The organism is Arenimonas donghaensis DSM 18148 = HO3-R19, from assembly GCF_000743535.1.
Taxonomy (GTDB): Bacteria; Pseudomonadota; Gammaproteobacteria; order Xanthomonadales; family Xanthomonadaceae; genus Arenimonas; species Arenimonas donghaensis.
On record NZ_AVCJ01000001.1, the window covers coordinates 148,744 to 163,811 of the forward strand.

15 protein-coding genes are annotated in these 15,068 nt (G+C 68.8%); 10 read left to right on the plus strand and 5 right to left on the minus strand.

Annotation, left to right across the window (positions count from 1 at the left end; translation table 11 throughout):
- Positions 1 to 5: 5 nt before the first annotated feature.
- From trmY to N788_RS13670, 3 genes are all read right to left on the minus strand, one after another.
- The gene (trmY, locus tag N788_RS00700) at positions 6 to 605 is read right to left on the minus strand and encodes a tRNA (pseudouridine(54)-N(1))-methyltransferase TrmY (RefSeq protein ID WP_034219988.1); all 600 of its coding nucleotides are present in this window, start codon (positions 603 to 605) and stop codon (positions 6 to 8) included.
- A 43-nt stretch (positions 606 to 648) separates the two neighbouring features.
- Positions 649 to 1,005: a DUF1428 domain-containing protein gene (locus N788_RS00705; protein ID WP_034219991.1), complete on the minus strand. Its 357-nt coding sequence runs from the start codon at positions 1,003 to 1,005 to the stop codon at positions 649 to 651.
- Between the two features lie 131 nt (positions 1,006 to 1,136).
- A complete protein-coding gene (locus tag N788_RS13670; protein WP_051924200.1) occupies positions 1,137 to 3,047 on the minus strand; it encodes a vWA domain-containing protein in 1,911 nt (636 codons plus the stop codon).
- Between the two features lie 122 nt (positions 3,048 to 3,169).
- On the opposite strand from N788_RS13670, the gene N788_RS00715 reads away from it, so the two are divergent.
- The 8 genes from N788_RS00715 to N788_RS00745 all read left to right on the plus strand — a co-directional run bounded on the left by N788_RS00715 (position 3,170) and on the right by N788_RS00745 (position 11,323).
- The gene (locus N788_RS00715) at positions 3,170 to 5,440 is read left to right on the plus strand and encodes an FdhF/YdeP family oxidoreductase (protein ID WP_034220599.1); all 2,271 of its coding nucleotides are present in this window, start codon (positions 3,170 to 3,172) and stop codon (positions 5,438 to 5,440) included.
- On the plus strand, positions 5,433 to 6,239 hold the full coding sequence (gene fdhD / locus N788_RS00720; protein ID WP_034219993.1) for a formate dehydrogenase accessory sulfurtransferase FdhD: 807 nt from the start codon (positions 5,433 to 5,435) through the stop codon (positions 6,237 to 6,239). The genes N788_RS00715 and fdhD overlap by 8 nt, the downstream gene beginning before the upstream one ends.
- Positions 6,240 to 6,319: 80 nt before the next feature.
- On the plus strand, positions 6,320 to 7,243 hold the full coding sequence (locus N788_RS00725; RefSeq protein WP_034220600.1) for a M14 family metallopeptidase: 924 nt from the start codon (positions 6,320 to 6,322) through the stop codon (positions 7,241 to 7,243).
- Between the two features lie 16 nt (positions 7,244 to 7,259).
- A complete protein-coding gene (locus tag N788_RS14495; protein WP_152560313.1) occupies positions 7,260 to 7,454 on the plus strand; it encodes a hypothetical protein in 195 nt (64 codons plus the stop codon).
- A 4-nt stretch (positions 7,455 to 7,458) separates the two neighbouring features.
- Entirely contained in the window at positions 7,459 to 8,547 is a 1,089-nt protein-coding gene (locus N788_RS00730) for a DUF1615 domain-containing protein (RefSeq protein WP_244444055.1), read from the plus strand.
- A 92-nt stretch (positions 8,548 to 8,639) separates the two neighbouring features.
- Complete coding sequence (locus N788_RS00735) at positions 8,640 to 9,167, plus strand: type 1 glutamine amidotransferase domain-containing protein (protein WP_034219996.1); 528 nt, start codon at positions 8,640 to 8,642, stop codon at positions 9,165 to 9,167.
- A 137-nt stretch (positions 9,168 to 9,304) separates the two neighbouring features.
- The gene (locus tag N788_RS00740; RefSeq protein ID WP_034219999.1) at positions 9,305 to 9,952 is read left to right on the plus strand and encodes a peroxiredoxin-like family protein; all 648 of its coding nucleotides are present in this window, start codon (positions 9,305 to 9,307) and stop codon (positions 9,950 to 9,952) included.
- Positions 9,953 to 10,045: 93 nt separating this feature from the next.
- Positions 10,046 to 11,323 carry a PA2928 family protein gene (locus N788_RS00745; protein ID WP_034220001.1) on the plus strand — a complete coding sequence of 426 codons (1,278 nt, stop codon included), beginning with the start codon at positions 10,046 to 10,048 and terminating at the stop codon, positions 11,321 to 11,323.
- A 21-nt stretch (positions 11,324 to 11,344) separates the two neighbouring features.
- Here N788_RS00745 and N788_RS00750 read toward each other — a convergent pair whose 3' ends face one another.
- A complete protein-coding gene (locus N788_RS00750; protein ID WP_034220004.1) occupies positions 11,345 to 11,995 on the minus strand; it encodes a hypothetical protein in 651 nt (216 codons plus the stop codon).
- 141 nt (positions 11,996 to 12,136) lie between these two features.
- Here N788_RS00750 and N788_RS00755 point away from each other — a divergent pair, with 141 nt between their 5' ends.
- A complete protein-coding gene (locus tag N788_RS00755; RefSeq protein WP_034220006.1) occupies positions 12,137 to 13,279 on the plus strand; it encodes an NAD-dependent epimerase/dehydratase family protein in 1,143 nt (380 codons plus the stop codon).
- Here N788_RS00755 and N788_RS00760 read toward each other — a convergent pair.
- Positions 13,276 to 13,875, minus strand: coding sequence for a DUF1579 domain-containing protein (locus tag N788_RS00760; protein ID WP_051924201.1), 600 nt, complete (start codon positions 13,873 to 13,875; stop codon positions 13,276 to 13,278). The genes N788_RS00755 and N788_RS00760 overlap by 4 nt on opposite strands.
- Before the next feature lie 112 nt (positions 13,876 to 13,987).
- Between N788_RS00760 and N788_RS00765 the strand changes: the two genes are divergently transcribed.
- Positions 13,988 to 15,067, plus strand: coding sequence for a c-type cytochrome (locus N788_RS00765; protein ID WP_034220009.1), 1,080 nt, complete (start codon positions 13,988 to 13,990; stop codon positions 15,065 to 15,067).
- The last annotated feature ends 1 nt before the right edge of the window (position 15,068 follow it).

Sequence of the window (15,068 nt, forward strand, 5' to 3'; positions counted from 1 at the left end):
CGGCATTAGCCCTGGCGCTGGTCCAGTTCGTGGTGGATAAGCACCACGCACTGGGAGGCAAACAGCATCGTCTTGCCCAGCGTTATCCGGGTCGCGCCCAGGCGGTCCAGGGTATGGAAGGTGTTCTTGGGCATCGGGATGTGGTCGGTCAGCAGGAAGCAGGGATTGGCGGGGAAGGCCTGGTCGCGGATCGGCTTGCCTTTCCTGTCCATCACGAACAGCGGCTGGGTTTGCGCGAGCTGCTGCACCAGCCGCTCGAAGCTGATGGTCTGCACGGTGACGCCGCTTTCCACCGGCCGGGTTTCTTCCTTGCCCATGCCCCGCGAGGCATCCAGGGCCTTGGCGACCTTGCCCAGCAGCGCCTGTTCGTTGAAGCCGTCGAATTCATGCATGGCGCTGGCTTCGAAGCGGATGCTGCGAGAAAAGTCCGCCGTGCTTTCCAGCACCAGGTAAACCACCACGTCGGGCCGGTGCGACTGGGCCACGAAGATGGCGTTCATCAGCGTGTGCGCCAGGATCTCGGCGTGGGCGTCGCCGCCGACCGAAGCCAGCAGCTTGGCGCTGTCGGTGGGGGCCGCCCGGGCCCGGAGTACGAAAGTCCGCATGGGGCTATTGTCTGCTATCCGGGGGCGCCGGCGCACGAAGACGCTATTTGATGTCGATCACCGGCCGGAAGCCGCCGAAGATCATCCGCGCCCCATCCAGCGGCATCGGGTTGGTCTTGGGGTCCATGCGCGGGTCCTGCATCATCTTTTCCATGCCGGCATCGCGGGTCGCCTTGTCGGGCCACTCGATCCAGGAAAACACCACGGTTTCGTCGTCCTTGCACTGCACGGCGCGCATGAAATCGGTCTGCTTGCCGGCGGGCACGTCGTCGCCCCAGCACTCGACCACGCGGGTGGCGCCGAATTCCATGAAAAGGGTGTCGAACGTGTTGGCGAAATCAATGAACGCCTGCTTGTTGGCATTGGGTACCGCGAGTACGAAGCCGTCGACGTAGCTCATGGGTTTCTCCTTGCTCACTCGCACGCCGTTGCGTGCCGTCGGGCAAGCCTACTGCCGCACACGGCCCGCCGGTAGTCCCGTCACGCACCGACCACGGCCAGTCCAGCCCGCACCGAGCCCCCGCGCGACCATCAATCGGGACTGACGATCGTCTCCTCGCCGGAAGCCACCGTGGCCGGCAGTTCGCGCGTGCCGATGCGAAGGGTGTACTGCCCGGGTGCCAGCTGGAGGGCCTGGCCGCCGACGACGCCCGAGGCTACGGCCTCGTTGCCGCGCAGCACGGTATACACGGCCGGCTGGGTGGCCTGGGAGATGCCGCTGGCCAGGCCGGCGGCGTCGGTGGCGGCGAAGTAGGCGCCGTTGCCCAGCCGGGCCCACTCGCGGAACTGCTGTTCGAGCGCGAACTCGTCGATGGCGAAGCCGACGATGTTGAGCGACACCTGGAAGCCCGCAGCCTTGAGTTTCGCGATGGCCGCGGCCGGATCGCCGCCGCAGGTTTCCTCGCCGTCGGTGACCAGCACCACGACGGCACGGCCTTCGACGCCGGCCAGGTCGTCGGCGACGGCCTCCAGCGATGCCCCGATGGGGGTCTTGGCCAGGTTTTTTGCCTCGATGCCGCGAACCGCCGCCGCCAGCGCGGCGCGGTCGAGCGGCGCCAGCGGCGACAGCAGTTCGGTGTCGCAGGCATCGGGCTTGCGATGGCCGAAGACGCGCAGGGCAACCCGGGTGCCGTCGGCGAGCTGGTCCTGCACCAGGCTCGCCAGCGCCTTGCGGGCGATGTCGATGCGGCGCTCGTTGCCCAGGCGCTGGAGCATGCTGCCGGACGCATCGAGGATCAGCTCCACGGCATCCGCCCCCTGGGCGCCCCCGCCGGCACCCGCACCGGCGGCACCTGCGGACGGGGACGACACGACACGCAGGGTGCCCGGCTTGGCGGCCGGCGTGACCCGCAGTGGCTGGCTCGCCAGCGTCTGGTCGGTGCGGCCGGTGAGGTAATGCAGCTCGTAGTCGCCGGGCGTGCGCGGGGCGCGCAGGTCCAGCGGATTGCCGCGCCGGGTGTAGGTGTACTCGAGGTACTTCTCCGGTTTGCCCGGCTCGGTCACGGCCACGTAGTCGAGCTCGTTGCCGGGCCCTGTCCACGTGACCTCGAAGGTGCTGCCGGCCTCGACGTTGGCGGGTGCCTGGACGCTGGCCTGGGCGGCTTGCACGGAGATGGGCTTGCGCGCCAGTACGCGGGTGCTGTCGGCGCTGACCAGGCGCACCTCGAAGTCGCCCGGGGTTTCCGGCGCCACCAGGGTGACCGAAGGTGCGCTGGTGTAGGCGAAGTGATCATAGGCACCCGTGGCGGCATCCGGCGCGACCACGGTCAGGAAGTTTCGGGCGTTGTCGGGGCCGGTCCAGCCGGCCTCGAAGGAGGCACCCATGGCCACGGTGGCGGGCGCGGTCACGCTGGCTTCGCTGTCGCCCACGCGCAGCGGGCGGCGCGCGAGCACCTTGTTCTTGTGGCCGGTCATGAAGCGCAGTTCGTAGTCACCCGGCGTGGTGGGCGTCGTCAGCGTCACCGTTCCCTTGCCGTCGCCTTCGGCATAGGCGTAACCGTCGTAATTGCCGTCGGCGGCGTCGGCCGGCACCAGGGTGATGTACTCGCGGTTCTGGCTGGGGCCCGTCCAGTCAATGCTGAAGGCGGTGCCGATGGGCTGTTCGTCGGGTGCCTTCAGGGACGCGCCGGGCTGCACGATTCTGATCGGCCGCCGGGCCAGGGTCGGGTAGGGCGACTGGGCGTCGAGCAGGCGCACTTCGTAGTCGCCGGCGCTGTCGGGCGTACGGATCTGCAGGCGCGGCTGGCTGGTGTATTCGTAGCTGTCGTAGCTGCCTTCGGCGGCGTCGGGCGCGACGATGGAGACGAACGCCCTGGCATCGACCTCGCCCACGACTTCGACCATCACCTTGCTGTCGAGGTTGGCTTGATCGGGGGCCTTGAGTTCGGTGGCCTGGGTGGCGGCGCTGGTCAGCAACAGCAGTGGCAGCAGCAGTGAACGCATGGGGGTGCCTGGGTGGAGGGGATGTCCGCGGATAATACGTAGCCGAGGCAGCGGACAGGCCAGGCAAGCAGTCACGCGCTAGACTGGCGGCGGCCAGGGCCACAGCCGATGTGCGCGCACGCATGAGCAAACCGAAGGTTCCCGGAATCGAAACATTCAGCGGCCCGGCCGGCGGTTGGCCGGCGTTGGGCGCGGTGGCGCGGGTCCTGAAGGACCAGATGGCCGTCGGTCGCGAAGCGGCTGCCTTGCGCAAGGTGAACCAGCCGGCGGGCTTTGATTGCCCCGGCTGCGCGTGGCCGGACCCCGCGCATACCTCGTCCTTCGAATTCTGCGAGAACGGTGCCAAGGCGGTGGCCTGGGAGGCGACCGGCAAGCGGGCGACGCCGGCGCTGTTTGCGGACCACACCGTGTCGCAACTTTGGGAGTGGACCGATCACGCGCTCGAGGACGCCGGCCGGCTGACCGAGCCGATGGCCTACGACGCCGGCAGCGACCGCTACCTGGCCATCGGCTGGGACGAAGCCTTCCGTCGCATCGGTGAGGCGCTTCGGGCATTGCCCAGCCCGGACATGGCCGAGTTCTACACCTCCGGGCGCACGTCCAACGAAGCCGCCTTCCTGTACCAGCTGATGGTGCGTGAGTTCGGGACCAATAACTTCCCCGACTGTTCGAACCTTTGCCACGAGGCCACTTCGGTGGCGCTGCCGCAGTCGATCGGCGTCGGCAAGGGCACGGTGACGCTGGACGACTTCGCGTTGTGCGATGCGCTCTTCAGCTTTGGCCACAACCCGGGCACCAACCACCCGCGCATGCTGTCGACGCTGCGCGAGCTGTCGCTGCGCGGCGTGCCGATCATCGCGGTCAACCCGCTGCGCGAGCGCGGGCTGGAACGTTTCGCCTCGCCCCAGCACCCGTCGGACATGCTGGGCGGGCAGGGCACGCCGATCGCGCAGACCTACCACCAGGTAAGGATCGGCGGCGACGTCGCCTTCCTCAAGGGCATGATGAAGTGGCTGCTGGCGAACAATGCGCTCGACCACGCCTTCATCGCCGAGCACACGACCGGCATCGAGGCCCTGTGCGCCGACCTGGACGCCACGCCGTGGTCGGCCATCGAGGCCGAATCGGGCCTGCCCCGCGCCGACATCGAAGCCGCCGCCCAGGTTTATGCCCGGGCCGAACGGGTCATCGTCTGCTACGGCATGGGCATGACCCAGCACCGTTTCGGCACCCGCAACGTGCACCAGATGGCCAACCTGCTGCTGCTGCGCGGCAATATCGGCAAACCCGGGGCGGGCATCGCGCCGATCCGCGGCCATTCCAACGTGCAGGGCGACCGCACCGTCGGCATCACCGAAAAGCCGACGCAGGCCCTCGCCGACGCCATCAAGCGCCGCTATGGCTTCGAATTCCCGGTCACCCACGGCCATGACGCGGTGGCGGCGGTGCAGGCGATCCGCGATGGCCGGTCCAAGGCCCTGGTGTGCCTGGGCGGCAACCTGGCGGTGGCGCTGTCGGACCCGCAGGCCACCTTCGCCGCGATGCGCAAGCTCGACCTGGCCGTGCACGTCGCGACCAAGCTCAATCGTTCGCACCTGATCACCGCGAAACAATCCTTCCTGCTGCCGTGCCTGGGCCGCACCGAAGTGGACCTCAAGGCCGGCGGGCCGCAGTTCGTCACGGTCGAAGATTCGATGTCGATGGTGCACGCCTCCCAGGGCGGCCTGAAACCGGCTTCGCCCCGGCTCAAGTCCGAGCCGGCGATCGTGGCCGGCATCGCCCGGGCGCTGCTGCCCGACAGCCAGGTCGACTGGGACCACCTGGTGGCCGACTACGACCGCATCCGCGACGGCATCGAGGCAGTGTTCCCGATCTTCAAGGACTTCAACCAGCGCGTGCGCCAGCCGGGCGGTTTCCGGCTTTACGTGGGGGCGTCGGTGCGGGATTGGGGCGGTCCCGGTGCCAGGGCCCGCTTCATCGTCTCGCCCGGTTTGAACGAGGACCTGCGCGTGCAGGGCGACGGCGTATTGACCCTGACCACGGTGCGGTCCCACGACCAGTACAACACCACCATCTACGGTTACAGCGACCGCTACCGGGGCGTCGAAGGCCGCCGCGACGTGGTTTTCGTGAACGCCGACGACCTGCGCGAGCGTGGCCTGGCGCCGGGGGACCGCATCGACATCGTGTCCTGCCTGCCGCCAAACGAAGCGGGGGGCGTGCGTGAAGTGCGCGGGTTCACCGCCGTCGCCTACGAACTGCCGCGTGGCTCCGCGGCGATGTACTTCCCGGAAGGCAATGCGCTGGTGTCGCTGGACTGCCACGATGCGGCGTCCGGGACGCCAGGCTACAAGTCCATCCCGGTGCGCATCCGCGCCGCCGTCGATGGCTGACTCGCCGGCGCGCCGCGAAGGCCTGGCCCAACGCCCGGTGCTGGACGTGCAGGGCGGGCAGGTGCAGGGCCGCCAGGACCAGCTGGCCGAAGAAGTGCCGGTGGCCCTGTCCTACGACGACGCAGCCTTTGCCGTGATGATGGCCTCGCCCGGCGACCTGGAGGATTTCGCCATCGGGTTTTCGCTCACCGAGCGCGGGCTGGCGCTGGACGAGGTGGTCGCGCTGGACATCCGTCCCGAACTCGAGGGCTGGCGAATCAACCTGCGCACGCGCCATCCTGCCGCCGTGCAGGCGCGCACGCTGCCGGGGCGCAGCGGCTGCGGCCTGTGCGGCAGCCGGGAACTGGAAGACGTATTGCGACGGCCAGGTCCGGTGGGGCAGGGTGGCCTGGTCTCCGCGCGTGCGCTCGAAAATGCCCTGGAAAACCTGCAGGCCGGCCAGCCGCTCAACACCGCGACCGGCGCCCTGCACGCCGCGGCCTGGTGCGATCCCGACGGCAGGCTGCTGCTGGTGCGCGAGGACATCGGCCGCCACAACGCCCTGGACAAGCTGGTGGGCGCGATGCAGCGCCAGGGCCTGTCCCCGCAGGCGGGATTCGCGCTGATCACCAGCCGAGCCAGCTACGAAATCGCGATGAAGGCCGCGGCGGCGGGCATGACGTTCATCGCCGCGGTGTCGGCACCGACGGCGTTGGCGGTGGACCTGGCCCACGCCTGCGGCTTGACCCTGGTGGGCTTTGCGAGACCCGGGCGCCAGGTCGTCTACAGCCATCCGCAGCGATACCAGGGAAGCCGCTGAGGGCTTGGGGCCATTGGCAGGGCCTTGGCCACGCGGGTGATAAAGTGGCGGCCGATTCCTGATCCAGGGTGATTCATTACGTGACTACTCCCCATTTTTATCCCATCGGCACCCCCGGCCAGCCCTGGGGCGACGATGAGCGCGCCGCCTGGCGCGCCGCCCAGAAGCCCAGCCGCAGCTACGAGGCCGACGTGCTTGCCCGCATCGAGGCGCTGCGCGCCAGCACCGACGTCGTCGCCTATGCCGTGATCGACCACCAGCCCGACGGCACTTATCCGATGTACGCCGTGCGCAGCAAGGCCTGGGACGACGCGCTGCCGACGGCCCTGGTCACCGGCGGCGTGCACGGCTACGAAACCAGCGGCGTGCACGGCGCGCTGCAGTTTCTCGAACAGCACCTGGCCGACTACGACGGCCGCATGAACGTCCTGGTCGTGCCCTGCGTCAGCGCCTGGGCCTACGAGCGCGTGCAACGCTGGAACCCGCTGGCCATCGATCCCAACCGCAGCTTTGTCGCCGACAGCCCCTGCGCCGAGTCGGAGGCGCTGATGCGGTTGGTGCAGCCGTTCGGCGACAAGTTCCTGGTGCACATCGACCTGCACGAAACCACCGACACCGATGACTCCGAGTTCCGGCCCGCCAAGGCGGCCCGCGACGGCAAGACCACCTCGCCCGAGGAGATTCCCGACGGTTTTTACCTGGTGGGCGACACCGAAGACCCGCAGCCCCGGTTCCAGGCCGCCATCATCGCCGCCGTCGAGAAGGTCACGCACATCGCGCCGGCGGACGCGAAGGGCGAAATCATCGGTTCCGAGGTGGTGGCGCCGGGCGTCATCAACTACGCCTGTCGCGACCTGCACCTGTGCGCCGGGGTCACCCGCGCCAAGTACCGCAGCACGACCGAGGTCTACCCCGACAGTCCGCGCGCCACGCCCAAACAATGCAACGACGCCCAGGTGGCGGCGGTCCGCGCCGCCCTGGACTACGCGCTGGCGCACGGCTGAACAGGAGGGCTCGCCGATGAACTGGAGCGCGGGGCTGCTGCACATTCTCCCGGCCATGGTGCTGGTGCTGGTCTTCGTGCCGATGGCCTGGCTCCGGTGGCGATCCGGCCGGCGACCGAATCGCTGGGGCTACCTGGCCTGGACGATGATGGCGGCCATGGTCACGTATTCCCTGGTTTTGGGCGTGCTGGCGATGCTGCGGAGCCCCTGACGACGTGTCGGGGCCCTCCCTGGTACGGGTGATCGCCCTGGGCTTGCTTGCCGGGTTGCTCGGCGCCTGCGCCACGGCGCCGCGCGGTCCGTCGGTGGACCAGATGCGGGCCGACGTGGCCAGGCGCATCCCGGGCAACGTCAGCGATCGCCAGGGCTGGGCCACCGACATCGCCGTCGCGATGCACGCACAGGGCATCGTCGCCAACCCGGAGAACATCTGCTCGGTATTGGCGGTCCTTGAACAGGAATCGGGCTACGTCGCCGACCCGGTGGTGCCGAACCTGGCCCGGGTGTCGCGCGGCGAGCTCGAACGCCGCGCCCGGGCCAAGCGCATCCCGCTGTTCGCCTTGAACACGGCGCTCAAGCTGCCTTCCAGCGACGGTCGCAGTTATGCCGAGCGCCTGGCCGTGGTGCGCACCGAGCGCGAGCTCAGCGAGGTTTACGAGGACCTGGTCGGGCGGGTCCCCCTGGGCAAGCGCCTGTTCGAAAACTGGAACCCGGTGCAGACCGGCGGGCCGATGCAGGTGTCGATCCCGTTCGCCGAGAAAAACGACCGCGGTTATCCCTACGAAGTGCAGGGCAGCATCCGCAACGAAGTCTTCACCCGGCGGGGCGGCATGTACTTCGGCATCGCCCACCTGCTGGGCTATCAAACGCCCTACGTGCGCAAGGTGCACCGGTTTGCGGACTACAACGCCGGCTGGTACGCCAGCCGCAATGCCGCCTTCCAGGCTGCCGTGGCCGTGGCCACCGGCCGCGACCTGGCGCTGGACGGCGACTTGCTCGATCCCGGTGCGCCACTCGACCGGCCGGGCGAGACCGAGCGCGCGGTGCGCGAGCTGGCGCCACGGCTGGGGCTGGACGAACGCGGCATTCGCCGGGCGCTGGCGCAGGGCGATGAGCTGGCCTTCAACGACAGCGTATTGTTCAAACAGGTTTTTGCCCTTGCCGAAGCACGCGCGGGCAAAGCCTTGCCGCGCGAACGGATCCCGGGCATCCGGCTGGAAAGCCCGAAGATCACCCGTGAACTGACCACGGCCTGGTTTGCGAACCGCGTCTACGATCGCTATCGCCGCTGCCTCGCACGCTGAATCCAGCCTTTCCGGCGACCGCGCCGAATTCACTTCGCGGCAATACGCGCAGCGCAATACTCGGGCTCCCCCCAAGAACAAGGAGCCTGCCCATGAGCAAGCCCAAGCGCATCGCGATCCTCGCCACCAACGGCTACGAACAGTCCGAATTGATGGACCCGCGCGAAAAACTCAAGAACGCGGGGTTCACCGTCGACGTGGTCTCGCCGGAGTCCGGCAGCATCCGCGGCTGGAAGGGCAAGGACTGGGGCGATCCGGTCGAGGTTGACGTGGCTTTGTCGAAGGCGAAGGCCGACGATTACGACGCGCTGGTATTGCCCGGCGGCGTCATCAATCCCGACCAGCTGCGCATCGACAAGGAGGCACTGGCCTTCGTCCGCAGCTTCGATGCCATGAAGAAACCCATCGCCGCCATCTGCCACGCCCCCTGGCTGCTGGCCGAGACCGGCATCGCCAAGGGCCGCGATGTCACCTCCTGGCCCTCGCTGCGCACCGACCTCGAAAACGCCGGCGGCCGCTGGCAGGACAAAGAGGTCGTGGTCGACGGCAACCTGATCACCAGCCGCAAGCCCGACGACATCCCGGCCTTCACCCAGGCCGTGGTTGACGCCCTGGGCTGACGGCATCGCCGACAGGGCCAGGGACGGCCCCGTCCGGCTTGAAAGCGCGGTTCCGGGCCTGCATGTGGGAATCCACGCATCCTTTTTCCCCCTGGCACACTCTTGGGGGTAGTCCCCACGAAATCCGGAGGTTCCCGATGATCCGCCACGCCCTTGCCGTACTCATGCTGACCGCGTCCAGCGGCTGGGCCGCCGCCGCCGAACTGGCGGCCTCGGCCAGCGAAGTCCGCCCCATCCTGCTGGGCTCGAAGCTGCCCGACGTGCCGCTGCGCACCCACGACGGCAAGGCGACGACCCTGGCCGCCCAGGTCGGGGGCCAACCGGCCATCCTGGTCTTTTATCGCGGCGGATGGTGCCCGTACTGCAACCTGCAGCTGAGCGAGCTGCGGCTGATCGAGGATGAAGCCAAGGCCCTGGGTTACCAGATGATCGCCATCAGCCCCGACCGGCCGGAGGAACTCTCCAAGTCGCTGGACGCGGCCGACCTGAGCTACACGCTGCTCTCGGACAGCCAGGCCGACGCACTGCGCGCTTTTGGCATCGGCTTCCGCGTCGACGACGCCACCGCCGCCAAGTACAAGGAATACGGCATCGACCTGGAAGCGGCCTCCGGCGCCAGCCACCGGGCCCTGCCGGTGCCCTCGGTCTACATCGTGGACGGCGAGGGCACCCTGCAGTTCGGCTACAGCCATCCCGACTACACCGTGCGCATCCCGGGCGACGTGATCCTGGCCGCCGCCAAGGCGATCGCCGAACGACGCGACCACCTCAAGCCCAAGCGCTGAGCACCCGCCGGGGGCGGCCCTGTCCGGTGCCGTCCCCGGGCCCCGTTGGTTTCGCGAAGGCACGCCGTCGGAATCGGGCCTGGGAGCTAGGGCATGGGACGACTGGGTGTGCTTGCCGCCGGACTGGTGGCGCTGCTGGCGGCGTGCAGCAGCACGCGCTTTGAACCACCGCAGGTGCAGGGGCCCGTCGGCCTGGTGCAGGCCGACTCGGGGCGACAGCTATGGGTGCTGCAAAAGCAGGAAGAAGTGCGCGAGGTCCGGTCCGGCAGGGGCGGGCGACGCAACAGCGTATCCTCGCTGCGCAAGGACACCTTCTTCCACTTCGACGTGCAGGCGTTCGATCCGGTGAACGTGCAGCCGCTCTGGAAGCAGCGCATCGTGACCTACCAGGATGACGAGGTCGCGCCAGGGCAGGTACAGCCCTCGCGGATCGTCGGTTCGTCCGTGTCCGGCCGCCTGCTGGGCCAGGACGGCAGCCTGGTCTGGCTGCTGGTCGGCAGCGATCCCTATGCCCTGGACGCGGAAACGGGCGCCATCGTGCATGACCCCGAAGGCCTCCAGCGCCTGCGGCCCGAACTGGCGGGCCTGCTGCCCTCCGAAAGCCGGCTCTGGGGCTTCGACCAGGGACCGGTGATCACGCTGGCCGATGCCCGGGTCGTGCGCCTGTCCGGCCGCGACCTGCAGGTCCGCGACCACCTGCCGCGCGAGCCGTCGTCCCCGGCCTTGCCAGCCAAGGCCAACGGCATGCCGGACGTGGCGCCCCTGCGGCCGATGACCCCGGTGGTGCGGCACAAGGTGCAGTCGGAGGCGGCGTGGCTGGCGCTGTACACCGACGACGAAGCCGCGGACGCCGTCGATGATTCGTTCGGCGACCACGCCCGGTTTCCCTATTCGATCGACGACGACGGCTCCCTGGCGCGTCGTACGTTCCGGCGTATCCGCCTGGCGCCGACCCAGCGCTTCGAGGAAACCTTCCTGCGGATCGTCGAACAAGCGCCCGTGCCCGATTCCCCGGTGCTGCTGCGCGGGCGCTTCGTCCGCGACCCGGTGACGGACGCCCCGGTGCAACTGGACAACGAGGACCTCCTGGTCTGGCACCGCAGCCGCATCGACGACGCGGGTCGCCTGCTGCTCACCCGCTTTGGCCCCGACCTGGTTGCGCGCTGGCAGACCGAATTGCCGCTGACCGACGGCGGTGCCGACCTGCCCGTGCATGCCTGGCTGCTGGACGGGCACCTGGTGGTGCACGGCGTTGCGCAGCGCTTCGATGACGAGGTCCGAAGCCGCGAACCGCACCTGGTGAGCGTGTCCCTGCAGGACGGCACGCTGTCCGCCTGGAATCTCAGTACGGAAGTCGCCGCCGACCCCTGAGCGACGGCCCGAAGGCGGGCATCAGGGCCGCGAGGCCGGCCCCGGAGGGAGATCGCCAGTGCGCAGGCGCCAGTCAAACACCTTGACCAGCGCCAGCACGCCAAAATAGAAGGCACCAAACGCCACCACCGACTGTGGATGGCTCAGCCAGTGGCCGCCGTCGCCGGGCAGGTCGGCGGCGGCGACCGCGGTGCGCGTCAGCCCGAGTCGCGGCAGCGGAAGGAAGGTCGTGAGGAAGACGCCGGCCAGGTAGGCCATGACCCCGATCGCCCAGTCCGACTGCAGGCGGTGGCGTTTGTCGGCGTCGGGCAGCGGCTGCAGCACCAGCGACAGCTTGCCGGCCAGCAACCAGCCCAGCGCCAGGAAGGGCCACCAGGCCTGGAACTGCCAGGACCAGGCGGCGATGAACACCAGGTACATCGCGCCGAATCCCAGGATCGGCTTCCAGCGCTGGCCGGGTTCGCCTTGCCGCGCCATCACCATGCCGCCCAGCATCCCGGCCGCATGCACCAGGATGAATTCGACCAGCATCATCAGCAGGCCGGTGCGCAGCGCCTGCGGCCACAGCAGCTGGGGCGCCACCCACAGCACGACGAAAAACCCCGCCGTCAGCGCGTCGGGCAGGGCGCCGAAGCAGCGCGCCAGCCAGTGGGCCTCATGCCTTGCCGTCATCGTCCTCGTCTTCGTCTCAGGGGCGGGGTCGGCGGCAGTCTACGTGCGGACACCCCGGACCCCAACTTTCGCCATGTGCGCAGGCACACCGGGCCTGCCATCGTGCGGGCTCGTGTCGAACCACCCATCCCAAGGACAGCCATGACCACCCGTCGCGACCTGCTCAAGCTGGGGGCCCTTGCGGCCGCCGGTGCCGCCCTGCCTTCCTTCGCGGCCGCCCAGGCGGCCATGGCCAACATCCCCAAGGCCGACAAGCCGCTGAACATCCTGATCCTGGGCGGCACCGGTTTCACCGGTCCCTTCCAGGTGGCCTATGCGCTGGCGCGTGGCCACAAGGTCACCACCTTCAACCGCGGCAAGCGCCCGTCGCTGGAGTGGGCCGACCAGGTCGAGCAACTCTCGGGCGACCGCATCACCGGTGACCTCAAGTCGCTGGAAGGCCGCAAGTGGGACGTCTGCATCGACAACCCCACCAGCCTGCCGTACTGGGTCCGCGACGCGGGCAAGGTGCTGGCCGGCAACGTCGGGCATTACCTGTTCATTTCCACCATCTCGGTCTACGCCGATGGCAGCCAGCACGGTATCGACGAGGACTCCGCGCTGGCCCAGTACGCCGGCCAGGATGCGATGGCGGAAACCTGGGAAACCATGCGCGCCAACATGGAGCTCTACGGCCAGCTCAAGGCCCTGAGCGAAGCCGAGGCGCACAAGCAGTTCGGCAAGAACGTCACCATCGTGCGCCCGGGCTACATCGTCGGCCCGCGCGACGAAACCGACCGCTTCACCTACTGGCCCAAGCGCATCGCCGAAGGTGGCGAGGTGTTGGTGCCGGGCGACGGCGAGGACCCGATCCAGATCATCGACGGTCGCGACCTGGGCGAGTGGATGATCCGCCTGGCAGAGAACGGCACCACCGGCGTGTTCAACGCCTGCGGTCCGGACTACACGCTCACCATGGATGCGGCCATGCACGGCTGCCATGCGGTCACCGGCGGCCCGATTTCCTACACCCACGTGCCGATGGAGTTCCTGGAGAAGAACGAAGCCAGCCTGCCGATCTGGGTGCCGCGCGCCGGCTCGCCGTACTCGGGCTATGGCACGGTCAGCAATGCCCGCGCCATCGCCGCTGGCCTGACATTCAGGCCCCTGGCGACCACCGTCGCCGACTTGCTGGCCTGGTACCGCGGGCTGCCGGCGGAACGCCAGGCCGAGGTCCGCGCCGGCATCACCCGCGAGCGCGAGGCCGAGCTACTCAAGGCCTGGCACGCGCAACATCCCGCCTAGGGGTTCGTCCGGGTGTAGGTGATCTGCATCATCTTCATTTCCTTGCCGTCCGGACCGGGGCCATACATTTCGAAGATCTCGGTGTTGGCGTCGGTCCAGCGGGTGGTCATGCGTGCCGTCACCTTGTCCCGGGTGACCGGGTCGTTCCAGCTGCCGGTGAAGGTGCAGTTGCCCTGGTCGTCGCAGTCGCCTTGGCTGACCATCAGGCCCGTGGACATGCTGTCGTTCCAGGTGCTCCAGTACTTGCCGCTGACGTTGTCGTAACCATGCAGGCCCATGCCGGTGAAAGCCTGGCCCATCATCGTGGATTCGACTTCCTCGATGAGGACGCGGCCTCCCAGGTCCATGCGCCGGCGGGCCTTGCCGGATTCAACGGTCGGCGGGGCGTCGGGCGCCTGCCAGGAGGTCACGCTCAGGGTGTAGTCACCGGCGGACCTGGCCATGGCCGCGTGCTGCGGGCCAGGCGTGCCGGCTTGCTGGTAGGCCTCCATCATCGCTTTTTCTTCGGCGCTCATGGCCGGTGCTTCCTGGGCGGCACTGGGCAGGGCAGCCGCCAGGGCCAGGACGAGGGATGAAACGAGAGGGAACGTGCGCATGGTGATCTCCCGATAGAAAACACGGACAGATTTCCGCAGCGCCGAGTGTACGCCGCCTCCGCCTGTCCGGTATGGCAGAGTAGGGGCCTCCTCGCCGACGCCCGGGACTGCCATGAAGCCGACTTCCCTGACCTTCCTGCTAGCACTGGCGCTGCTGGTCCCGCCGCTCGCCCAGGCCCAGGCTGCGCGGGAGCTCCCCACGCTGTCCGGGGACGACGCAGCCGCGGCGGCGGCGGATTACCAGCGTTATTGCGCCCTGTGCCACGGCCCCGACAGGGCCGGCCATGCCAATGACCACGCACCGTCGCTGAAGTCGCAGTCCCTGCTGAGCACGGGTTTTCCCTGGCTGCTGCGCGAGGCGGTCGCCTACGGTCGCCCGGGCACGCCGATGGGCGGATACCTGGACGAAATCGGCGGTCCGATGAGCCAGGCCGAAGTGCGGCGCCTGGTGCTGTGGCTGTACGAGCAGGGCGGCAGCCCGGAACTCCACCGCGTCGGCATCGATCGCATCGCCGGCGACGCCGCCGCCGGTGCCAGGGTTTACGAAGAAAACTGCGCCAGCTGCCACGGCGACGAAGGCCAGGGCGTCACCGGCACCGCCCTGGGCAACCCGACCATGCTGGCGACCACGCCCGACCCGTTCCTGCGCCACGCCATCGAACACGGCCGTGACGGCACGCCGATGGCGGGATTCGCCGATACGCTTTCCTCCGCCCAGATGGACGACGTCACCGCGTTCCTGCGCAGCCGGGCGACCGGCTGGAAAGCCGAGCCGCGGCCCTTGGTGCCGCCACCGGCCCTGGCCGACGCGGTGCTGAACCCGGGCGGGGAAGCCCCGGAATTCGAGTTCAAGGACGGCCACTACATCACCGCCGCCGACCTCGACCGCATCCTCAAGGAAAAGCGCCGGCTGGTGCTGCTCGACACCCGCGTCGCGTCGATGTGGCAGCTGGCGCACATCAAGGGCGCGGTGCCGATTCCGTATTACAGCGATCCCGAAAAGGTCGTCGCAGCCCTGCCCACCGACGGCACCTGGATCATCAGCTACTGCGAATGCCCGCGTGCCGCCGCCGATTCGGTGAACCGCTTCCTGCGCGAGAAGGGCTTCACGAACACCGCGGTGCTGTGGGAGGGCATCGGCGGCTGGGTGGCGCTGGGTTACCCGACGGCGGTCGGTCGCGCCGACGACTGAC